This is a genomic window from Mesorhizobium sp. M1295 (assembly GCF_040318135.1).
In the GTDB taxonomy this organism is placed as follows: domain Bacteria; phylum Pseudomonadota; class Alphaproteobacteria; order Rhizobiales; family Rhizobiaceae; genus Mesorhizobium.
Genome location: NZ_JAMYLU010000033.1, coordinates 22,659 through 43,881 on the forward strand (window position 1 = coordinate 22,659; position 21,223 = coordinate 43,881).

At 60.3% G+C, this 21,223-nt stretch carries 21 protein-coding genes and 1 pseudogene; 8 read left to right on the forward strand and 14 right to left on the reverse strand.

Features of this window, described 5'->3' with window-relative positions:
• The first annotated feature begins 90 nt into the window (after positions 1-90).
• Positions 91-621 (forward strand): Ros/MucR family transcriptional regulator, encoded by a 531-nt coding sequence (locus NKH29_RS29570; RefSeq protein ID WP_023721808.1) that lies wholly within the window; start codon positions 91-93, stop codon positions 619-621.
• Here the strand turns inward: NKH29_RS29570 and NKH29_RS32750 are convergent.
• Together NKH29_RS32750 and NKH29_RS29580 are read right to left on the reverse strand one after the other, a co-directional pair.
• Complete coding sequence (locus NKH29_RS32750; RefSeq protein ID WP_502907190.1) at positions 611-880, reverse strand: DUF736 family protein; 270 nt, start codon at positions 878-880, stop codon at positions 611-613. The genes NKH29_RS29570 and NKH29_RS32750 overlap by 11 nt on opposite strands.
• Positions 881-1,195: 315 nt before the next feature.
• A complete protein-coding gene (locus tag NKH29_RS29580; RefSeq protein ID WP_023721810.1) occupies positions 1,196-1,756 on the reverse strand; it encodes a DUF1003 domain-containing protein in 561 nt (186 codons plus the stop codon).
• Between the two features lie 861 nt (positions 1,757-2,617).
• On the opposite strand from NKH29_RS29580, the gene NKH29_RS29585 reads away from it, so the two are divergent.
• Positions 2,618-3,040, forward strand: a complete 423-nt coding sequence (locus NKH29_RS29585) for a YidB family protein (RefSeq protein WP_023721812.1) — start codon at positions 2,618-2,620, stop codon at positions 3,038-3,040.
• A gap of 38 nt (positions 3,041-3,078) precedes the next feature.
• Here the strand turns inward: NKH29_RS29585 and NKH29_RS29590 are convergent, their stop codons facing one another.
• The 5 genes and pseudogenes from NKH29_RS29590 to NKH29_RS29610 all read right to left on the reverse strand — a co-directional run bounded on the left by NKH29_RS29590 (position 3,079) and on the right by NKH29_RS29610 (position 4,954).
• A complete protein-coding gene (locus NKH29_RS29590) occupies positions 3,079-3,237 on the reverse strand; it encodes a KTSC domain-containing protein (RefSeq protein ID WP_023721813.1) in 159 nt (52 codons plus the stop codon).
• Positions 3,238-3,321: 84 nt separating this feature from the next.
• Positions 3,322-3,603 carry a hypothetical protein gene (locus NKH29_RS29595; protein ID WP_352791887.1) on the reverse strand — a complete coding sequence of 94 codons (282 nt, stop codon included), beginning with the start codon at positions 3,601-3,603 and terminating at the stop codon, positions 3,322-3,324.
• Between the two features lie 104 nt (positions 3,604-3,707).
• On the reverse strand, positions 3,708-3,911 hold the full coding sequence (locus NKH29_RS29600; protein WP_031194857.1) for a CsbD family protein: 204 nt from the start codon (positions 3,909-3,911) through the stop codon (positions 3,708-3,710).
• A gap of 154 nt (positions 3,912-4,065) precedes the next feature.
• Positions 4,066-4,366, reverse strand: a pseudogene (locus tag NKH29_RS29605) (DUF1236 domain-containing protein).
• Positions 4,367-4,567: 201 nt separating this feature from the next.
• Entirely contained in the window at positions 4,568-4,954 is a 387-nt protein-coding gene (locus tag NKH29_RS29610) for an alpha/beta fold hydrolase (RefSeq protein ID WP_245278717.1), read from the reverse strand.
• A gap of 128 nt (positions 4,955-5,082) precedes the next feature.
• Here NKH29_RS29610 and NKH29_RS29615 point away from each other — a divergent pair, with 128 nt between their 5' ends.
• Positions 5,083-5,667 carry a CGNR zinc finger domain-containing protein gene (locus NKH29_RS29615; protein ID WP_353001195.1) on the forward strand — a complete coding sequence of 195 codons (585 nt, stop codon included), beginning with the start codon at positions 5,083-5,085 and terminating at the stop codon, positions 5,665-5,667.
• 113 nt (positions 5,668-5,780) lie between these two features.
• Here the strand turns inward: NKH29_RS29615 and NKH29_RS29620 are convergent, their stop codons facing one another.
• Complete coding sequence (locus tag NKH29_RS29620) at positions 5,781-8,042, reverse strand: MFS transporter (protein ID WP_353001196.1); 2,262 nt, start codon at positions 8,040-8,042, stop codon at positions 5,781-5,783.
• 120 nt (positions 8,043-8,162) lie between these two features.
• Between NKH29_RS29620 and NKH29_RS29625 the strand changes: the two genes are divergently transcribed.
• A complete protein-coding gene (locus tag NKH29_RS29625) occupies positions 8,163-9,065 on the forward strand; it encodes a LysR family transcriptional regulator (RefSeq protein ID WP_023721820.1) in 903 nt (300 codons plus the stop codon).
• Positions 9,066-9,523: 458 nt separating this feature from the next.
• Here NKH29_RS29625 and NKH29_RS29630 read toward each other — a convergent pair whose 3' ends face one another.
• The 6 genes from NKH29_RS29630 to NKH29_RS29655 all read right to left on the reverse strand — a co-directional run bounded on the left by NKH29_RS29630 (position 9,524) and on the right by NKH29_RS29655 (position 16,004).
• Positions 9,524-10,273 (reverse strand): ribonuclease activity regulator RraA, encoded by a 750-nt coding sequence (locus tag NKH29_RS29630; RefSeq protein WP_023721821.1) that lies wholly within the window; start codon positions 10,271-10,273, stop codon positions 9,524-9,526.
• 22 nt (positions 10,274-10,295) lie between these two features.
• Positions 10,296-11,459 carry a mandelate racemase/muconate lactonizing enzyme family protein gene (locus NKH29_RS29635; protein ID WP_023721822.1) on the reverse strand — a complete coding sequence of 388 codons (1,164 nt, stop codon included), beginning with the start codon at positions 11,457-11,459 and terminating at the stop codon, positions 10,296-10,298.
• A gap of 33 nt (positions 11,460-11,492) precedes the next feature.
• Positions 11,493-12,590 carry an ABC transporter ATP-binding protein gene (locus NKH29_RS29640; RefSeq protein WP_023721823.1) on the reverse strand — a complete coding sequence of 366 codons (1,098 nt, stop codon included), beginning with the start codon at positions 12,588-12,590 and terminating at the stop codon, positions 11,493-11,495.
• Between the two features lie 10 nt (positions 12,591-12,600).
• Positions 12,601-13,491, reverse strand: coding sequence for a carbohydrate ABC transporter permease (locus NKH29_RS29645; RefSeq protein ID WP_031194860.1), 891 nt, complete (start codon positions 13,489-13,491; stop codon positions 12,601-12,603).
• The gene (locus NKH29_RS29650; protein WP_023721825.1) at positions 13,488-14,447 is read right to left on the reverse strand and encodes a carbohydrate ABC transporter permease; all 960 of its coding nucleotides are present in this window, start codon (positions 14,445-14,447) and stop codon (positions 13,488-13,490) included. Before NKH29_RS29650 ends, NKH29_RS29645 begins: the two co-directional genes overlap by 4 nt.
• A gap of 78 nt (positions 14,448-14,525) precedes the next feature.
• Positions 14,526-16,004: an ABC transporter substrate-binding protein gene (locus NKH29_RS29655; RefSeq protein WP_031194862.1), complete on the reverse strand. Its 1,479-nt coding sequence runs from the start codon at positions 16,002-16,004 to the stop codon at positions 14,526-14,528.
• Positions 16,005-16,212: 208 nt separating this feature from the next.
• On the opposite strand from NKH29_RS29655, the gene NKH29_RS29660 reads away from it, so the two are divergent.
• From NKH29_RS29660 to NKH29_RS29675, 4 genes are read left to right on the forward strand one after another with little or no spacing between them, the layout of a single operon-like run.
• Entirely contained in the window at positions 16,213-16,923 is a 711-nt protein-coding gene (locus tag NKH29_RS29660) for a GntR family transcriptional regulator (RefSeq protein ID WP_023721827.1), read from the forward strand.
• Positions 16,924-16,978: 55 nt separating this feature from the next.
• Positions 16,979-18,145 (forward strand): mandelate racemase/muconate lactonizing enzyme family protein, encoded by a 1,167-nt coding sequence (locus tag NKH29_RS29665; protein ID WP_023721828.1) that lies wholly within the window; start codon positions 16,979-16,981, stop codon positions 18,143-18,145.
• Between the two features lie 52 nt (positions 18,146-18,197).
• On the forward strand, positions 18,198-19,559 hold the full coding sequence (locus NKH29_RS29670; protein ID WP_352718094.1) for a mandelate racemase/muconate lactonizing enzyme family protein: 1,362 nt from the start codon (positions 18,198-18,200) through the stop codon (positions 19,557-19,559).
• A gap of 17 nt (positions 19,560-19,576) precedes the next feature.
• Entirely contained in the window at positions 19,577-20,776 is a 1,200-nt protein-coding gene (locus NKH29_RS29675) for a mandelate racemase/muconate lactonizing enzyme family protein (protein WP_352915879.1), read from the forward strand.
• Positions 20,777-21,223 lie beyond the last annotated feature (447 nt).

The following is a 21,223-nucleotide window of genomic DNA, read 5'->3' on the forward strand; positions in this document are numbered from 1 at the left end:
TTGTTGGCGGAAACGACGAATTGTTTGCCTGATTCCGAAATAAACAGCTCATCCGTTTCAACGCGTGCCATTAGACAAGAGGAAAACTCGATGAACGTTTCTCCGGACCGAAACAACCAGGCTGATCTCACATCAATTACGGCCGACATCGTTTCCGCCTACGTGTCGAACAATCCCTTGCCGGTCGGCGAGTTGTCGAAGCTGATTGGGGACACCTATGTTGCTTTGCAAGGGATCGGCACGCCTGTCGTTCCGGCCGCAGTCAAGCTGGAGCCGGCGGTGTCGATCAAGAAATCAGTGTCACCTGATTTCATCATCTGCCTGGAAGACGGGAAGAAGTTCAAATCCCTCAAGAGGCACATCGGAGTTCATTACAATTTAACGCCCGACGCGTACCGCCAGAAATGGAGCCTGCCGTCCGACTATCCGATGGTGGCGCCGAACTACGCAGCCACCCGCTCGGCTCTTGCGAAATCAATTGGGCTCGGGCGCAAGGCGGCGCCCGCACCAGCAGCGGCAGAAAAACCAAAACGAGCTGCTCGCGCCGCGGCGGCGACAACAACCGCAACGGCCGTCAAGTCGCCGGTGAAGAAGGCGCGCAAGGCACTCGTCAAAGCGTAGCGTGCTGCACCCGATAAGGAGCTCCAAGCAGTGTCATACCTGAACGTGGCGAAGCCCGCCTTTTGCGACGGGGCTCCGTGTTGGGGCGGATCACTCTGCGGCGCGGCGGGAAAATGATGAGCGAGAACTCGTTTTTTGTCTGGGTATCGACCACGCTTGCATAAATCGGAGCAGGAAAGCTTGGATCGTCGAGCTTGACCGAGTGATATTCGCGGCTTTCGCGACGTCTTCCATGCGGTGCCGACGCGCTCGTTCTGATTGACCTGCTTCCGGCCCGCTCAGATGAACCTCGCGGGTAGGGTGGAGGCGCTGGCCGGCTTCGGGCTTAGCACGGGCGACATTGCCTGCGTGCTCGCCACAGACGAGCAGGTTTAAGGCGACCTATGCCCATAAGCTCGAGAGCGGCGCCATCAAGGCCGACGCACGGGTCGCCGAGAACCTATACCGCAAGGCGAGCGGTGAAGGTCGAGGGCCGTCACTGAAGCAATCTTCTGGCTGAAGACCAGGGCGCGCCGGAAGGAGACGTCGATCCATGAGCTAGAGGGAGACACATCAGTGACCTTCGTCACCACCTTCAGCGCTGGTCCAGCTTCTTCGCAGTCTCCCGCTGCTTCGATTCGATCTCGTCCAGTACTGCTTCTGGCGCAATGTCTCTCTTAATCTCGCCGACTTCTATATCGCTTAAGGCTGGTTTTACACTCAACCGATCCGCAATTGAATCGACAAGTTCAGTAAGCTTTGTGAGTTCGTGCTCCGTTAGCAGGCTCACCTGAAGGTCCAGATCCGCCCGTTTATCTGCGGCAACTGACATCCGGTTTTGGCTGATCAGTACAAAGGTCGAGAGGAATATGGCCTCGACGGAAGCTACCATAGCCAATATCACGAATGTCGGATCAAATGGCGGAGTGATCGGTATCCAGCCCAAGTTCAAGACGATCCAGCCGCCATACACGGCCAAGTGAAGGTACACGAAACGCATACTGCCCGTAAAAGAAGTAATCGCCTCAGCGATTTTCTCTTCCAAAGTTGCATCGCTTGCTTCCTTCGCCCGGCGCTCCTCAATCGCTTGGATATTGCGTTTCAGTGTTTGGCTGAGTTCAGTCGGAGGTGGCGGAGGCAACGTTGGAGAATCCATGGAACACCCGTTGGATAGCTATCGGTACTGCCACTCAGGGCAACGTACAAAATCATGGATATTCGACTTTGTTCCCGACTAGAGCCATCTAATCATTGGCTCCGCTTTTTACCGGGGCCCGGGGTCTTAGACGCTTGGCGCCACCAAACGGTGGTTTGCAGTTTGCGCACCCTTGGGGAGGTCAAGTTGCCGAGCGCAGTGGTGTCTCCACGCGGCGGTAAGGCCGCTCGGGACTGGGCATCGAGGCTCAGCGCACCGCGGTCGTCCAGGGGGTGCTACGGCCCTCTGTTTAGGGCTCGGAGTGCCCGATGTCCGGTTCCGCCTCTACATCGTGACGCGTGCCCCTCATGGGAACATCGCCCAGGACCGATGAGCACCACGTGCTGCTGCCTTCCGACTGATCCTTCCCGGCAACCGCCGTCACGACTATACCGAATGCAAGCGAAATGGCGAGGGCGACACCCATTGGGAGATGATGCATGCCTGCCCGCCTACCGAGCGCTTGGAAGACGGTCGATGGAACGTTTGGAGATAGTCCCATCACCGCCTCAACATGCCTAACGAACCGTTATGCGGCTGGCGGCACGGTGCTGCTTGATCGAACCATCGTCGCAGGCGGGGGTTCTGCCCAAGACAACAAAAGCCCGCCGACCGAAGCCGACGGGCCAAGTGCAACCAACAGCTGATCACAATTTGCTGTCTGGCCGGAGTACAGGCACCAACACGCGAAAGGGCCGAAAGTTCCGCAGATGCTAATATATAACATGTGCGAGGCTGGCCCGGAATTCCGGTGGGAGATCCGACCCGGCGGAACCTTTCAGAGCCGCATGCCTTGTCCCTTTTGGATGAAGGAGACGACAAATGAGCCTTGACATAGGAAAGGTCGCCATAGCGTTGCTTGGCCTGCTTGCCTACAAGAACAAGGACAAGATCGGCGAGCTGATCGCGGGAAAGAGATCGACAGATCCCAATAGTGCCGGCTCGCCCGGCGGCCTCGGCGACATCCTGGACCGCCTCAGGAATGCAGGTGCCGGCGACCAGGTTGATTCGTGGGTAAGTAAAGGATCAAACCGACCCGTTCAGCGGGAGCAGGTTGAAAAAGCAATCGACCCGCAAACGTTGAACGATCTGGCCGAGCAGACCGGATTGTCCCATGACGAGCTTCTCGATCGGCTCACAAGAGAACTCCCTGACGCAGTGGACAAGCTCACTCCCGACGGCCAGTTGCCACCGAGCAAAGGTCCAAGTCTCCTGGACGAGGTCCCAAGGACTGGTCGCACTTAGCGCCACCTCGCCACGACATGTCAGGTCATCCCGGGTCGCTATCGCTCGCGGCCCTTCGCGAACGCGGCTTTGAATGCCGCAAAGGTCTCTGGCGGAACACCCTCAAACTCGTACCGCTTGCCGCTGGCCACGAACCACACCGAAAGTACCTTCCGCTCGGGATCGTACTCCGTTTTGCGAATCGAGGTAGAGGGCATAAAGGATCAACGAGCGGAAAAGCCGTCGCGTTCCTCGTCTTTGATGGCGGGGCGCAAAGGAAGCCCGGCGGCGCGACCGTCCCTCTAGTTCAGCGCCGGCGGCTGCCCTGGCCTGAAACTTTTCAGAGCGGCAGCGATGCCCATCATGATGGACGGGTCAGGAAAGTCGGGCACGATTTGGTAGTCATCGTCGAACGGCGTGCCGCAGCCGTTTGCAAGAAAATCATATTCCGGGAAGCAGGCCTTCAGGAATGCTTCGACCTCGCGCAACACCGCTTCGGACCGAGCCCCTGAAGGTGGCAGGATGACGAAGCTATCGACCTCGTCGCTTGCCGGAGTACCGGAAGTATTGATGGCAGTAAGCATGAAGAACCCGACATAGCTCCTGGCGACTTTGGAACCAAACGCGGCATCTCGCGCGTTCCGTGAGGCTGCCCGCCGCCGTATGCCGGCGGCGGGCGCATCGTCCGCTACCATGATTGGCGGCTGTACCAGTCATCGACGTCGGATCGGACCCTGTCCTTTTCGATGCCGTAGCGTTCCTGAATTTTGCCTTCGAGCTGGTCACGCTTTCCGGCAATTAGATCGAGATCGTCATCAGTGAGCTTGCCCCACTGTTCTTTAACTTTGCCTTTGACCTGCTTCCAGTTTCCTTCCACGCGGTTCCAGTCCATGGTTTTCTCCATCAGGCGGGATCGCCATAGTTACGAAACGATTGTCACCGGTTTTGGTTCTACGAAACGAAAGGCTTCCCGATCAGTTGCTTGGATCGGCTGAACGCAAAAAGCCCGCCGCACCTTTTCGGCACGGCGGGCTTCAGGTAGAAAATCAGTCGTAGATCTTAAAAGTTTTGCGGGTACCTGGATCAACCAGGACGGTTCGTCCCTCGGCAACTACATAGCGGTACTGAACGTCCGGCACTTCGTAAAGCTCTGACTGTGTCGGGCAGAGCGGTGCCAATGTTGAGCTCAGCACAGGGAAGGCTCAGGGATGCTATCGGCTTCTTCTTTACATATTCCCGGATCACCATGTCTTGCTCAGGCTGAATGATGACGTCCTGAGCGGCGGCGGTTCCGATACCTACGAATAGAAAGATTCCTGTGGCAGCAGATAAAAGTTGCTTTCCCATATAGCAATCCTCCAGCGAGGCAACCTTCCGCTACGGTGCTTGATGCTTCCGTGCGAGGCCACTTACCTAAACGGGCAGAAGGACTTGTTGGAGCGCTCCTCGCCTGGGCCATATCCAAGGGCCTCAAGCTCGCTGATCTCTTGGGCCGGGGGCATGGTGCCGATGCGGTCCCAGAACGCCTTTCGCTTCTCCGCCAGCGGGTCAGCCTTTGGATCGAGCTTGTCGCCCACCTCTTTTCGCCAGCTGAGCTTGTCGGCGTCGGTGTGGATGTAGGGCAGCTGCTGCGCACGAAGCGTCGCCGGCCCGACATACACATGACTTGAGCGGGTCGATCGTCTGCGCCAGGGCCTCCAACGTATACGGATAGTCTTCTGGCGCCTCCGTGAAGCTGAACCCGGGCAGATCGGGCGCGACGACCCGTGCCACTTCCGCCAGCGGGTTGATGACGTCGCGGAAGCTGTACGATGAGCTGGGCTGGCCGTGGAGCAGCAGGACACCGGGCGCATCGCGCCGCCCCGCCTCGCGATCGAACAAGTTCACCCCGTCCACTTCGACCGTATGATGCTTGGCTTTATGAACGTTCAGCATGGCCGTTTTCCGTCTTTGGTTTGCAGCGAGCGAAGAAACCTGATAAATCGGTCAATCCGGTTACGTTTTGTAACCATGTAACGGAATATTAAAGGTTAAGTTCCCTGTCGCGCGATCCCACGGCCTGGGTGCCAGAGCACTTCATAGGCGGCCACGCCGCCCTCGACCTTTCGAACGCCGTGTATGACCGGCGAAACCCGCCCCTGCACAATGAACTCTTCAACTCCCCTCGCGATATCGGGACGTGGTTGCTCGCCGCGGGGTTGGCAGACGAACAGGAAGCAGTGGCCGTTGCCGAGATACGGGATCGGCACTTCCTCCACGAAGTTCGTGACATACGGGAATCGTCATACGCGCTCTTCGACGCGATCGCCTCAAATCTGGAGCCTCCCTCGCAACAGCTTGGTCTTTTATGCTCACGCGCCGCAAACAGGTTGGGAGCCCAGCAAGTCGCGTGGGATGGGACACGGCTCGCTCTGGCGTCTGATCAATGGGAAGACCCAGCCTTGGTGACCGCATTCCTTGCGTTCTTGTCCATCGAGGCGTTTTTTACGCTACCCCGCGCAAGGCTCCGCGTGTGCCCACGATGTGGGTGGCTCTTCGTAGACATCTCACGGGGCGGAAAACGTCGCTGGTGCAATATGCGGGTTTGCGGGAATCGCGAAAAGGTAGCCCGCCATCGGGGCCAAGTGGCATCGTACGAGGTAAGATGACAACGCATCCCGCGCCATGGCCTCATTCGTCGCATATTGTGGGCTCCGGATTCAAACATCATGGCGCGTCGTTGTGCCACCGGCGAGCTCGGCGCGAGCTGACTATTCGTTTGTTACAGGTTTGTTGAGGTTTCCCCCGGCACCGAAGGTGTCCCCGGATGCCAGTTCGCAGAGCTGGCGATCAGTGCAGCAAAGGCAAAGACCAAGCTTGCACCGCTGATGCCTGCCCAGCCGGCCTGGGCCCAGCATACTCCAGCGAGACTGGAGCCGGCCGACCCACCCAAGAAGAACAACCCGGTGAAAAGCGCATTCATGCGTCCGCGCGCCTCCGGTCGGACTGTGTTGATGGCGATGCGGCCGAGCACCTGGTCGGCGACAGTACCGAGATTAAGCAGAACCGCCCCAATGGCCAACGCCGCGAGCGACAGCCAGGGGAAGCGATCCGCCTCCCAGAGACCCCAGCCGCCGGAAGTTGGCAATCCGATGAGCACGACGCCGATGAAAGCCGACAGGTGTGCAAATCGCGTTGCGCCATCTGACCAGCCTCGATCGGCGATCCGGCCCGTGAAAGGCGCAATCAACGCAGCGGGTATGCCGACCAGTGCGAAGGCTGCAATGCCAATCTGGTCGAGCCCGAATGGTGGCTCAGCAAGCCTCAGGGCGACCGCCGTCCAGAAAATATTGAAGGCAGCCATCAGCAGGAACTGATAAAGCACGCGACGGCGCAGCAATGGCTCTTCACGGATCAGCTTCCAAAGCGATCCGATGAGAGCGCCGTACTGAAGACCGGTCGCCGGGCGATGAGCCTTGACAACGCGCGCAAGGATCAGGCCGAGCACAGCAACCAATACGGCCATGATACCATAGAATGCACGCCATCCAAGAAACTCGGCAGCCAGGCTTGCGGACGGGCGCGACAGGAGGACGCCCACCACGATGCCGCTCTGCACCGTGCCCACGATGCGGCCCCGATCTTTTTCCGCCGCCAGTCTCGCGATGACCGGAACGAGCATCTGCGCGACCGTGGAGGTGATGCCGACGGAGGTCGAGGCGACAAGAAAAAGTGCCGCCGTTGGGGCAAGCGCGCTGGCAATCAGCGAAAGCACCATGAGGACAAGTGTCAGCCCGATAAGCCAACGGTTCTCCATCAGATCGATGAGCGGGACCAGGAAGATCAGTCCGGCTGCGTAACCAAGCAGTGTGACGGTCGGAACCAACCCCGCCATTTCCGGACCAACCTCGAATGTAGTCCCAATCAAGCCGAGCAACGGTTGAGAGGCATAGAGGCTCAATACGATTGCGGCGATGGCGGCGGTGAAAACTGGGACCAAGCGGCCCTCGGTGGCAGAGGCATTGCTTCTGCCAGGGTAATCGAGAGATGACGTTCCGTGTCTGCGCCGTGGCACGAGTTGGAAGATCAATTGGGAGACCGACATCGGAGATACCCTCTTTGCGAGAAAATGGCCGAAGGCGTCGATGAGATCAGGCGGCCGCGGCCGCCCGCGCGACGCTGCAGCAAGTTCCTCGAAAAACTGATGCAACGTGCGGGGCTGGCGTCCGAGGATGGCACGCAAGGTCAGGCTGTTTCCGGCGGAACCGAAGTCGGAATAGGACTGAAATACCCGTTCGAGCTGAGCAAGCTGCTCCCCCCGGAAGGGCGGCTTCGCGACAGCGGTCCATTGCTCGAACGTCACCTCGGCTGCCTCCACGGGCCGGCCAAGGGCGACGCTCATCATCCCCGCAATTTCAACGCGATCGTGCATACTTTCTGCCGCAAGCTCGAAAGAGCCGTAGGCGAGCCGGTCGGACGTCAGGGCCTCGGCCGCCACTTCGGCGACGTCGCGGTAGTCGACACGCGCCAGGCGCGCCGTTTTCGCAAACGGCTCGGCAAAGACGCCGGTTTCCACCACGCCTTTCCAAGCAGCTGCCATGTTCTGAAACAGCGTCGCCGGATAGAGGATGGTGTAATCCAAATTCGCGCGGAGAATGGCCTGCTCAACGGGCAGCTTGCTTGCGTGGTTTGCAAGTCCGTTCGCCGGGTGGATAACTGAAGAGAAAACGAACTTGCGGATACCGGCACGCTTTGCGGCCTTGACCATGGTTATGCCTAGGTCCGCTTCATCGGCCACGAACGGCGGTCCGACATGATAGACTCCGTCGACGTTTCTCAGCGCTGCCTTTAGGCTCTCCGGATCTCGAAGGTCACCTGAAGCAATTTCGGTCGCTCCGCTCGCGCGTGCCGTCGCAGCAGCGTACTCACTGCGGACCAACGCCCTCACCGCTATGCCCCGCCGGGCAAGCTCGGCCGCGACGAAGCCGCCGCTGCGGCCGGACGCACCGACAACCAGAACAGTTCGTTTCTTGGGTTCTGACATGAGTTCTTCCTTTCGTAGCGAGGTGGCGTCCCTGCCCCATCGAGTGAAATATCGAGTTCCGCTTTTCGGATGGTAGGCGCGGAAAATGTGATATCGTCTCTCTAAATTTGAGAGATCATCATGGGCGGATTTCGAGACATTGAGGCGTTTCTCGCTGTCGTGGAGCGCGGCAATCTCTCAGCCGCGGCGCGGCACCTCAGCCGCTCCTTGCAATCTGTCAGCCGGTCGCTTGCCGCGCTTGAAACCAGCGTCGGCGTCGAATTGGTCCGCCGAACCACCCACAACACGCAAACGACTGAGGCAGGCCACGACTTTTATCGACGGGTGAAACCGGCACTGTCTGAGATTGTCGAAGCAAAGGCCGAAGCCGGCAAGCGCAGTGCCGAACCTTTCGGACTCCTAAGAGTAGGAGCGCCGGTGCTCTTCGGCCCTACTTACCTGGTACCCGTCGTGGCCCGCTTCATGGAGCGCTATCCGAGGATCGAGGTCGACCTCAAACTGTCGGACCGATTCGTCGATCTCATTGAAGATGAACTCGACCTTGCTGTTCGCATCGGGGAACTCCGCGACTACGATCTCAAGGCCCGGCGCCTTGGAGCGATGCGTCTCGTCATTTTCGGCGCTCCGTCGTATTTCGCCACGTACGGGCGGCCACAACATCCGAAGGAGCTAGCGAACCATCAGTGCATCTTCCGCAACACCGACCGCGATGCTGGAAAATGGCAATTCCTGGAAGCCGGCAAGCAGCTGAGCGTCAATGTGGGTGCGCGATTTCACGTCGACAATGCCGCCGCAAGCCATGCGGCGGTCGCTGCGGGGTTGGGCATCGGTCGGGTACCACTCTGGCAAGTAAGAGACCTGGTAGACGACGGGGCGGTTGAGGTTATCCTGGCAGCGTTCGAACAACCGCCGATCCCGATTCATGTGGTGTGGCCAGCGACCCGGCTTCCACTTGCCAAGATGCGCGTCTTCATCGACTTCCTGGTTCAGAACCTAGTCATTGGGGACAGCGAGCGAAATTGAACCGACATCTGATTTTCTGTTAAGCCTGCCGCCGTTTGTCGCCTTCAGGAGCTCTTTCGAACTAGACTAGGCTGATCGTGCCTCGTACCGGCGGACGCCGAAAAAGCGTTTCGACGCGCCTAGAGACTAGGTGATCCGCGCTGCGAGAAGGATCAGCAGCCGCCTCCTGGCGTGTCTTGGCGATACATGAGGTTACTCTGCAGCAGCCCGTACAAGCTTCGTCACGCCTTCGCCAATGGCGTCGATCGTCGCGGAACTCGGCTGCCGAACGCCCGGTGCTACGTCAGCTTCTAGGCGCTGATGAGGCTTCCGGTTAGCCATTGGAGGTCCGCATGGTGTAACGCTTGGTGCCCGCACGAGATGGCGGGAGCCGGACCGTCTCGATCGTTCAGTGCAGTGCAGTGGGCGCCCGACGACGAAACTCGACTCCCCGGCCCCGCCACGAGGTAGTTGATGCGCTAACTCGGGTTTTCCAAGCGATTTGCTTTGCGCCACTCCTCGTACTCCCCGCGGGCATCGTCATGCAGCGGATAGTAGCGTTGCAATGGGCCCCCCTCCATGAGCTTGGCTCGCGAAAACTCCTCCCAATCGTGATGCTTCTGTGATTCTTCGATCACCTTCGGGGCCATCACGACGGGAAGCACCACCACGCCGTCGTCGTCAGCGACGATGATGTCGCCGGGGATCACCGTGACACCGCCGCAGGCAATCGGAACGTTGACGGCATTGGGATAGATGCTGGTCTGCACATGATAGTTTGGCGTCCAGCCGCGCAGCCATAGGGGTAGATCGAGCTTTTCGACATTGGGCCGGTCGCGCATGCACCCGTCGATGACGATACCCGCCCCGCCCCTGCCCTTGAAATAAGTCGACATCATATCGCCAAAGACACCCGAGCTCATGTCGCCGCGCGCGTCGACCACGACCACATCGCCCTCCTGCGCGTGGTAGAGCACGTGCCGGTGAAGTTGGGTCTCCGGATCGGCATATTCTCCCTCGGTGAACAGGTCCGGCCGCTGCGGCAGGAACTGCAGCGTCAATGCCGGCCCGACGATCGACTTCCCATGGTTTTGCGCCACCGGACCGACCATGTGCGGATTGCGGAAGCCCATTTGGCCAAGCGTGCCGGCAACCGTCGCGGCGCCGATCTCCCTCAGCGCGTCGATCAGGTCTTTAGGCGGCCGCGTGATGTCGGAAGTATGCGTCATTGTCGACTCCGGATGAATGGAACTACCAGTTCGTAACAGAACCATCGCGGCGCTTAAGGTGAGGCGCTTCCCAGAAACGCAAACTCTGCGCCTGGACCGCCACTTCGTTGACCTCGACGCCGAGCCCCGGCAGATCGCCGACCGGGTAATCGGTCCCGTCGAGCCGTGGTTGCACGGGGAAGAAGTCGGAACTGTCGAAGCCCAGCTTTGTTTCGGGCGCCCTGGTCTCGAGCCACGCGAAGTTGGGTACTGCGGCGGCGAGATGCACGGTAGCGGCCGTGCACACTGGACCAAGCGGATTGTGCGGCATCAGGTCCACATAGTGCGCCTCGCTCCAGCCAGCGATTTTCATTGCCTCGGTGAGCCCGCCGACGTTGCAAACATCGAGCCGGTTGAACTGGTGGATGCCGCGCTCGATGTAGGGCAGGAACTGCCACTTGCTGGCAAATTCCTCGCCGATGGCAAAGGGGATGTCGGTCATCGTGCGCAGCGATTCATAGGCCTCCGGCGTCTCGTCCCGTATTGGCTCCTCGAGGAAATCAAGCACGCCGCGGCCGAGCTTGTTGCAGAAGCTCGCCGCCTCTGCCACCGACAGCCGATGGTGATAGTCGATGCCGAGAACGGCGTCGTCGCCCAGCGCCTCGCGCGCCTTGTTCAGCATACCCGCGGTAGCGCCGATGGACTCGCGCGGCTCGAAGATGTCCTTGCTGTTTTGCCCGAAGGGGAAGAAGCGGATCGCCTGCCACCCCTGTGCGCGAAGTTCGCGGGCCCGTCCGATGGCAACATCGCCCTCGGCCTCGTCGCCGGTCGAGGCGAAGGTGGGGACGCGGTCGCGCTGCTTGCCGCCGAGCAGCTCGTAGACGGGCACGCCCAGCGCCTTGCCCTTGATGTCGTGAAGGGCGATGTCGATGGCGGAAATCGCCGCCTGCAGGACTCGCCCGCCTTCGAAGTACTGGCTGCGGTAAACCTCCTGCCAGATCCGCCCGATCTGCATCGGGTCGCGACCGATGAGAAACTCGCGATAGTGCTCGACCGCGCCGGCCACGGCCCTCTCGCGACCGCTCAAGCCGCTCTCGCCCCAGCCGAAGATGCCCTGGTTGGTCTCGACCTTGACGAGCATCTGGTTGCGCGTTCCTACCCAAACCGGATAGGGCTTGATCGCGGTGATCTTAAGCTTCTCAGTCATCCACGCCCACGTTCCACACGCATCGGCCCTATCTCAGTTGGCTTTGAGGGCCATTTCAGTTTCGCCGTCGAACAGATGCATCCGCTCCTGGTCGAACTCGAGCCAGATCTGCTCGTCGGGCGAGACGGCAATGTTCGGCGGCACGCTGACGTTGACGATGGCGCCGGACAGGAACGCCTGCACGAAGGTGACGTCTCCGGTCGGTTCCACGGTGTAGGCCTTGGCCGGAATGGAACCGGGGACCGCGCTCTTGTGGAGCTTGATCGTCGAGTGACGTGCGCCGAGCACGACTTTCATGGTCGTCGCTCTCACGACCTTCTGGGCATTGCGCGGCGAGAGCTCAAGGCGCCAGCCCTCGGCGCCGGTCAACACCGTGTTTCCGTTTGCCGTCGACGCCTCCAGCGGAATAAGGCTCATCGCCGGGCTGCCGATGAAGCTGGCGACGAACATGTTCACCGGATGGGCAAAGACCTGCGCCGGTGAATCGTATTGCTGCAGGTAGCCGCCATTCATCACCGCCATCTTGTCAGCCATGGTCACGGCCTCGAGCTGGTCGTGCGTCACATAGATGATCGTCGCCTTGAGGTCCTGGTGGAAGCGCTTGATCTCCGACCGCATCTGCACGCGCAGTTTGGCATCGAGGTTAGACAGTGGCTCGTCCATGAGGAACACCGCAGGGTCGCGGACGAGGGCACGGCCAAGGGCCACGCGCTGCTGCTGCCCGCCCGAAAGTTCGCGCGGCTTGCGCTCGAGCAGATGCGTCATGTCGAGCACTCGCGCCGCTTCCTTGACCTTCTTGTCGATCTCGTCCCTAGGGAGTTTGCGCATCTGAAGCGGGAACGCCAGGTTCTTGTAGACCGATTTCTGCGGGTAGAGCGCGTAGTTCTGGAACACCATTGCGATATCCCGGTCCTTGGGGTCGAGGTCGTTGACCACCCGCTCGCCGATGATGATGTCGCCCGATGTGATCGGGGTCAGCCCGGCGACGAGATTGAGCGTGGTTGTCTTGCCGCAGCCTGAAGGGCCGACGAGCGCAACGAACTCGCCGTCATTGACCGTCAGCGAGACGTGGTTGACAGCTTTGAAGCCGCCATAGCTCTTGACGAGATCTTGGAGGACCACGTGGGCCATCGGCAACTCCCTAGTGCTTGACCGCGCCTTCTGTAAGGGCGCGTACAAAGTATCGTTGCAGGACCAGGAACAGCACCACGACGGGCACGCTCATCATGAAGCTGGCCGCCATCAGGCCCGGAAAGTCCGTCGTATTTTCCGAGAAGAAGCGCTGGATGCCAACCGGAAGGGTCAACTGCTCGTTCTTGGAGAGGAAGGTGTAGGCGTAGATGTACTCGTTCCACGCGCCGATAAAGGAATAGATTGCGGTGGCGATGATCCCCGGCGTCGAGAGCGGCATCACGATCATGATGAAGGCCTGGAACCGTGTGGCGCCATCGATGCGCGCCGCCTGCTCCAGCTGCACCGGGATGTTGTCATAAAAGCCCTTGAGCAGCCAGATCGCCAGCGGCAGGCCGAAGGTGAGATAGGTGAGTATCAGCGAGCCGTGCGTGTTCACCAGCCCGATCGCGCGCATCAGGATGAAGAGTGGCACGAGAAAGATCACCGCCGGGAACATATTGCGCAGCAGCACGGCAAAAAACAGGAAATTCCGGCCGGGGAAACTGAAGCGCGAAAACGCGTAGGCCGCAGGGACAGCCACGATCACCGAAAGGATTGTCGTAACCGTCGACACGAAAAGGCTGTTCCAGAAGAAGCGGAGGAAATCCTGGCCGACGCTGTTCTGCGGATCGAGCAGCTTCTGGTAACTGGCGAGGGTAGGCTCGTCCGGCCACCATTGCGGCGGGAATTGCGTCGCCGCGAATCCGGACTTGATCGAGGTGATCAGCATCCAGATCATCGGCAACGCAGTATAAAGCAGCATGAACACGAGGAATATGCGCCCGGCCCACCGCCAACCGTCGACGCGCATGCGGCGACGGGTCGGGGCTCGAGAGGCTGTCTCGGCAATCGTGCTCATGCGCTGCCCTCTTTCCGCTCGTTGCCGCTTAGCGCACGGACGTAGAAGTAGCCCAGTGTCATCAGTGTGAGGAACAGGAGCACTGAATAGGCCGATGCCACGCCCCAGCGCTGCCGTCCGAAGGCGAGCTCATAAATGTGGGTTATCCAGATATGCGATGCGTTCGACGGCCCGCCGCCGGTCATGATCCAGGGGATGATGAAGGAATTGAAGTTGGCCACTGCGAGCAGCAGCATCGTCACCACCGAGACGTTGCGCAAGTGCGGGAAGGTGACGTGCCAAAAGCGCTGCCATGCACTGGCACCGTCGACTTTTGCGGCGCGCAGCAATTGGTCGGGGACTGTCTGCAGGCCGGCCATCATCATAATCATGGCGAACGGAAACTCGCGCCAGATATTGACGACGATCAGGGAGGGCAGCACCGTGCTGACATTGTCGATAAAATTCGGCGGCCGGTCGGCCAATCCGAGGCCGACCAGCACCGCGCCGATGATCCCGAAGTCCGAATGGTAGATCCACTTCCAGATATAGGAGGCGGCGACGGCACTGATGACCCAAGGGATGATCAGGATAGCGCGCAAGACACCACGGCCGATGAAGTCGCGGTGGAGCGCCAGCGCCGTTGCAAACCCCAGGACAAAGGAGATGAAAGTGGACCCCAGCGTCCAGATCAGTGTGTTCCAGGTGACCTTCCAGAACACCTGACTGGTGAGGATCGTCGTGTAGTTGTCGAAGCCGATGAAGGTCTTGTCGCGGAGCTGCAGACCAGGCGGTGTCTTAAAGAACGACAGCTCGACCGTGTAGTAGATCGGATAGGCGATGACGATGAGCATCACGGCGATCGCCGGGAGCACATACGCGTAGTCCGCGCGATGCTCCCAGATCTTCCGCAGCGTGCCGGCTGTACCGGGTTGCAATCTTCGGCGAGCCTCGGCCTTGCCGGTCACGATCGTCACTTGTGGCGTGCCCTTATTCTTCGGAACGAGGCGGCTGCGCCAGCGGCGCAGCCGGTCAGGTCGTAGGTCAGGCTTGGACTAGAGTCCGCCCATCACGTCTTTTACCTTCTTGGCCGCGTCGTCCGCCGCCTCGTCGACGGTCATCGCTCCGGTCAGGGCATTCTGCAGCATGTCCGGGATGATGATGTTCATGATCTCGGGGGCCTGCGGCAGCGCTGGGAACGGAATGCCGTATGGCAGCATCGAGGTCGTGACATCGAGGAACTTGATGTTGTCCAGACGTTCCTTCATCCACTTGGTCTTGAAGCCGTTAAGGTTGCCTGGGTTTGATCCGGCGTAGGCCATCTTCAGCGACCATTCAGGGCTCGTCCACATGCAGATGATAGCCTTTGCAGCAGGCTCGTCTACCTTGCCGCCCTCGACATATTCGGGCTTCAGGATGTGAATGTTCGAGCCGCCGAACACGACGGCGCGCTTGCCGTCGGGGCCAGTTGGAATCAGGCCGTAGCGCATATTGTCGATGACCGTCTGCGCCTTGTCCTTGTCGGTGCCCGTCGCCTTTTTCTGCAGGTCGAGCATGACGTTGTAATCGGACGGGTGCGAGATCATCATGCCGAGCTGGCCGGCGACGAACAGGGGCTGGTTATCGGCCTGCTGGTTGGTGAGCGCCGAAACCGGAACCGACTTGTCGCGAACATACATGTCGTAGGAGGCTTGCAGCGCCGCCTTGCTCTGGGGACTATCGAGCTGGACCTGCTCATAGGTCGGATTCGCGGTGGCTTCGTCGAAGACGCCGCCGCCATAGGCCCACAGCTGTGGCATGAAACGGTACGGCGTATTGCCGGCATTCTTGCGCGCCACGAGGCCGTAGCCGGCAATGCCGAGCTTGTCGTGGATCTGCTTGGAATATTTGACGACGTCTTCCCAGGTTGCCGGAGCCTTGTCCGGATCGAGACCCGCACGCTTGAAGATGTCGGCGTTCCAGATGAATGCCATCGTCTCGTTGTTGGTCGGAATGCCGTAGGTCACGCCCTCCCAGGTCACGGCCTTCATGGCGCCGGGCCAGAAATCCTCGGTCGAATACCCCACATCCTCTGGCTTGAGCGGCGCCAGATAGCCCTTTGAGGCGAACTCGGTACCACCCAGGATTTGCAGGCGGACCGCCATCGGCGCGGCATTGCCCAGGAGCGCCGTGCGGAACTTGTCGAGAAGGTCGTTATAGGTGAGGGCTTGTTCCTCGAGCTGGATGTTCGGATAGGTTTTGCGGAAGGTCTCGAAGAAATCCTTGTAGTACTGGCGCAGGAGGTCGGGGTCGCCCTCGAACACGCCCTGATACCAGAAAGTCAGCCGCCCCTTGTAGTCGAGCGGGGTGACCTTGGCGCAATCGGCCGCCGTGTCAAAATCCTGTGTGCCGGCGATGGAGCGCACATATTCCGGCGACCACTTGCTGAGGTCGACCGGTGGCGCAGCCAGCGCCGATGTGGGCATCAGGGATGCCATCAAAGCAGTGACGACAGTGCCGCGCAGGACCGCACTGCCGAGCGTAATCCTCGTCATAGGTATCCTCCCTGGTTCTCCCATGCCGCCCTGCGCCAAGGCAAAGCGGTCCTTGCTCGTTTCGATCGCGAGGATGCTCAATGTATCCTCCCGATCCCTTGGTACGTTTTCAGATCATGGATTGCCTGTCAACGCGCAGGATCGTACATTGTTTGCGAAAGCCGTGTGTGATATCGGGCAAGGTATGTATTAAGTTGGGGAGCCGGCCTTGGCCGAAATAAGCGATTTCAAAGCTATGCCACCTGTGGGCACCGATCCCATCGGAGCCTCCAGCGAGGGCGCCTCGCTTTATGAATTGATCAGGGAAGACATCATCGAGGGACGGCTCGCCGCCAACGAACGGCTTGTGGTCACCGATCTGGCCCGGCGTCACGGCACCTCGACCAATCCTGTGCGCGAGGCCCTGCAGCTGTTGCGCGGCGAAGGCTTTGTCATCTTTGTCGCCAACCGCGGGGCACGCGTCCGACCCATTGATCAGGATTTTGTCCGGGATATCTACGAGATCGGTGTTCTGATCGAGCCAGCCCTGACACGATGGTTTGTGAATATGGCTACCGGCGAGGACATTGCCGAACTCGAACGTCTCCAAGGCCTGATTGAAGAGAACAACTTCGCCGACACATTCAGGCACAGTGAGCTGGATACCGCTTTCCACACCGTGATGTACCAGCGGCACTATAACCGCCACGCCGCCGAGCTTTGGTGGAAGCATCGCGAAGTGCTGCGAGCCGTGAGCCGTCGTTTCAACTTCACGCTGGCGCGACGTGCCGCGATCATGCGCGAGCACCGCGAACTCATCGCGCTCGTAAAGGCGGGAGAGGCCGACAAGGCGGCCGAACTCGTCTCCCGCCATGTCGAGGGCTCGGGCCGGCATATTCTCGAACAGATGCGTGCGCGCAACGCCGCTCGGGCCGGATAGAATATCCAGTCCAGAACATCGTTAGGCTGACCATTTTCAGACAAAGGTAGTTGCGATGAAAATCACGAGCATTCGGCCGTGGCTGATCAAGTCCGATGCTTCTTATTGGGGAGAGTTCCTGTTCGTCGAAGTGACGACCGACGAGGGAGTGAGTGGCTGGGGAGAGATCACCACCACCACAAGGCTCGCCAACCGCGCTCTCTGCACGATCCTGCGGCAGATCGGTGTCGCCGTGACAGGCGAGGATCCAGCGCGTATCGAGCATCTCTGGCACAAGATCTTCCGCAGCTTCACCTACATGGGCAGCCGCGGCGCCGCCGTCGAATGCGTGAGCGCCATCGATATTGCCCTCTGGGACATCCGGGGCAAAGTCCTTGGTAAGCCGATTTACGAGCTGCTGGGCGGACCAGTACGCGATGAAATCGCGCTCTACACCCATCCCAACCAAGCCAAATTCACGAGCAAGGAAGCCGTGGTCCGCGAAATTCTAGACATTGTCGAGTCCGGACACACTGCGCTCAAGTTCGATCCTTACCCGCACCAGGGTCGCAGCGCCGATGGTCTGCCTCGCGAACAGCGGGACGGCTACCTCGATGGCAGCATGACCCGCAAGGACGAGCGCGAAGCCGCCGAACTCACGGCTCTGATCCGTGAAACGGCGGGACCCGATGTCGACATTCTCATCGATGCCCATGGCCGCTTCGACGTTCCCACCGCCATTCGCCTCTGTCGGAGCCTCGAGGAAGCCGGTCAGATCGACTGGTTTGAGGAGCCCTGCCCGCCCGAGAGCCTTAACGCCCTCAAGCAGGTGCGTGAGAAGGTCAATACCGCCATCTCGTGGGGCGAGCGCGGCCACACGAAGTGGGATTTCGTGCCGGTACTTGAGAACAAGCTCGCCGACTACATCATGCCCGACGTCACCTGGACCGGCGGCATTACCGAACTCAAGAAAATTTCTGCCCTATGCGAAGCCTACTACGTCCCGGTCTCGCCACATGACGCCGCGGGACCGATCAATGTGGTTGCGGGAGCACAGGTGATGATGACCGTCCCCAACTTCTACAAACTCGAAACGTCGGAGTGGAACCTGGGCAAATACGATCACCTGATCGACAGACCACTCGACATTTCGAACGGCAGCCTCAAGCTGACGTCGAAGCCTGGTCTCGGTATTGAGATGGACCGCGACTATCTGCAGGCCCACGAGATTGAGCTGGGCTAGCAACACTCTATGCCCAGGGTACGGGGCGACAAGCCGAAAACGAGGATAAGTCATGGCAAAGACAGGTGGCGCCGACGAGGCGCTCAATCGGGTGAACGCGAACTCCAGGCCATCTCAGCTTCGCATCACCGACATGCGGGTAGCCGAAATCGTCGGCGCGCCGTTCACCTCAACCCTGCTCAAGATTTACACCAATCAGGGCATCGTCGGACTTGGCGAAGTGCGCGATGGCGCCAGCGCCACCTACGCGCTGATGCTGAAGAGCCGGCTGCTTGGCGAGAACCCTTGCGACATCGACCGCCTGTTTCGCCGGATCAAGCAGTTCGGTGGGCACGGCCGGCAAGGCGGCGGCGTCTCGGCGGTCGAAATCGCGTTGTGGGATCTCGCCGGCAAGGCCTATGGCGTGCCCATCTATCAGATGCTTGGCGGCCGGTTTCGGGAGAAGGTGCGCCTCTATTGCGATACCGATGCGACCGTGCCGAGCGGCACCGAGACCGGCAAGCGCCTCAAGCAGCGCATGGCGCTTGGCTTCACCTTCCTCAAGATGGATCTGGGGCTGATGCAGATCGCGGATGTACCCGGTGCGGTCGTATCCCCTGCCGGCTCACTTGAAGGGTACCGCGTCCACCCCGGCCGCGGCCCGGTCAAGACCACGGAGGAGCGGCGCGCCCGCAATGCCGCGTATGATTTGCATAATGTCCCCCACCCGTTTACTGGCCTCCACTTTTCCGACAAGGGCCTCGACCTGCTTGAGCAGTACATTGCCGAGGTTCGCGAAATTATCGGCATGGATGTTCCGCTCGCCATCGACCATGTCGGCCACATCTCACTGCAGAACGGTATTCGCCTCGCGAGGCGGATTGAAAAATACGTGCCAGCCTGGCTCGAGGATGTGATCCCATGGCAGTACACCGAGCAGTACCGACAACTGCAGGCCGCCACCACGGTGCCGATCTGCACCGGCGAGGACATCTACCTTAAGGAGGGCTTCGAGCCTCTGCTCAAGAGCGGCGGCCTCTCCGTTATCCACCCAGACCTGCTCACCAGCGGGGGCATTCTGGAGACCAAGAAGATCGGCGACATGGCACAGGATCACGGCGTCGCCATGGCCATCCATATGGCCGAAAGTCCTATCGCCGCAATGGCCGCGGCACATGTCGCGACCGCGACCGAAAACTTCATGGCGCTCGAATACCACTCTGCCGACGTCGACTGGTGGGACGATATCGTCGCCGGCGTTTCCAAGCCGCTCGTGAAGGACGGCTTTATCACTGTTCCGGACAAACCGGGCCTGGGGATTGACGACGTCGTCGACGAGGTGATCTCGCAGCATCTGCAGCCGGGTGTCACCGACATCTGGCAGCCCACGGATCACTGGGACAACGAGTATTCCTGGGACCGCACCTGGAGCTGAGGCGAAAAGAACCGAAGATGAAGATCACCGACCTCCGCTGTGCCGTTATCGGCAGGCACCCCATCGTCCGCATCGTTACCGACGAGGGCCTCTATGGCCTGGGCGAAGTCGAGTTCACCAAGACCTACCTCAAGCCCTGGGTCCTGCATTTCCGCGAGGCGCTGATCGGCGAGGACCCGACCGACGTCGAGCGGGTGATGCTGAAGATCCGCCAACGCGGCTCTTTCAAGCCCTATGGCGCGGCGGTAAGCGCCATCGAGCATGCGCTGTGGGACATTGCCGGCAAGGCTGCAGGCGTGCCGGCCTACAAACTGCTCGGCGGCAAGGTGCGCGACAAGGTGCGCGTCTATAACGGCTCGATCCGCCAGAAACGCACGGGCGACCGGCCGGAGGATTACGCCGCTGACGTCAAATGGATGATGGAGCAGCCGCAGAACTTCTTCATGATCAAGCAGGGAATCTCGTTCCACTCCGACATGAAGGACACCATCGAGGGCTTTCACTACGGCGTGACGCAGAAGAAGGCCGGCCATCACGGCGCCATGGACCAGGGCGTGATCAGCGAGCGCGGTTTCAACCACATGCTCGACTGCGTGATCGCGATGAAGGAAGTGCTGGGCGACAAGGTCAGCCTGGCGCTCGACTGCGGCCCGGGCTGGATGCTGCCCGATGCGATCAAATTCGCTCGCGCGGTCGAGAAGTACAATTTGATGTGGCTCGAGGACATGCTGACCGGCGACTATGTGCCGTGGGTCAATCCGCAGGCCTATCGGGAGCTGACCACCTCCACCTCGACGCCAATTCATACCGGCGAGCAGATCTACCTGCGGCACAATTTCAAGGAGCTGATCGAAACGCAGGCGGTGCGCGTCATCGGCCCCGATCCGGCCGATATTGGCGGCATTGCCGAGCTCAAATGGGTCGCCGAGCACGCCTATATGCACTCGATCCTGATGGCACCGCACGGCACCGCGAACGGCCTTCTCGGCCTCGGCGCGCTGATCAATGTCTGCGCCACCCTGCCCGCCAACTATATCGCGTTCGAATACCCGAGCGCCTCCGACCCCTGGTGGGAGGATCTCGTAATCGGCCTGCCGTCGCAGATCGTGAAGGACAGCATGGTGGAGCTGCTGGAAGCGCCGGGGCTGGGCCTCGATATCGACGCCGAAGCAGCCAGGAAGTATCTCGGGGAAGAGGATGCAGGCTTCTTCGACTGAACCATCCTTCTTGCGCCACCCAGCACCACGCGGACCGCTTCACGCAATCTGTCATCCGGAATGACCGTTTCGGGGCCGGAAGCAGATTGTCGGCTACGGGAGAATCCGCCCGACTCCTTCCGACAGGCGAAAGTTCGCTCTGGAAAGCACCGCGGGTGTCTTGAAATGGCACGACCGAGCCGGCGGGCGCATCGGCTCGGACTATACGCGTGGGAGCGCTCTACGTCTCGATCGGGCGGAAAGGTCGCACACGGGAGCGGCCTAGTAGGCTCATCTGCGCCAACAGGCGACTTGTGGATCAAGCTTTGGAAGGCGGCTCCACAAGCCGATGCTTCGACACTACGGCCCAAATTAGCCCTCGCCGAGTTGTGTGCGTCAAGTTCTGCAAAAATGGCGTGGCAGTAGCTGTGACGTCGGCGTGTCCGCCGCGCAGCCCCCGTGTTTAGC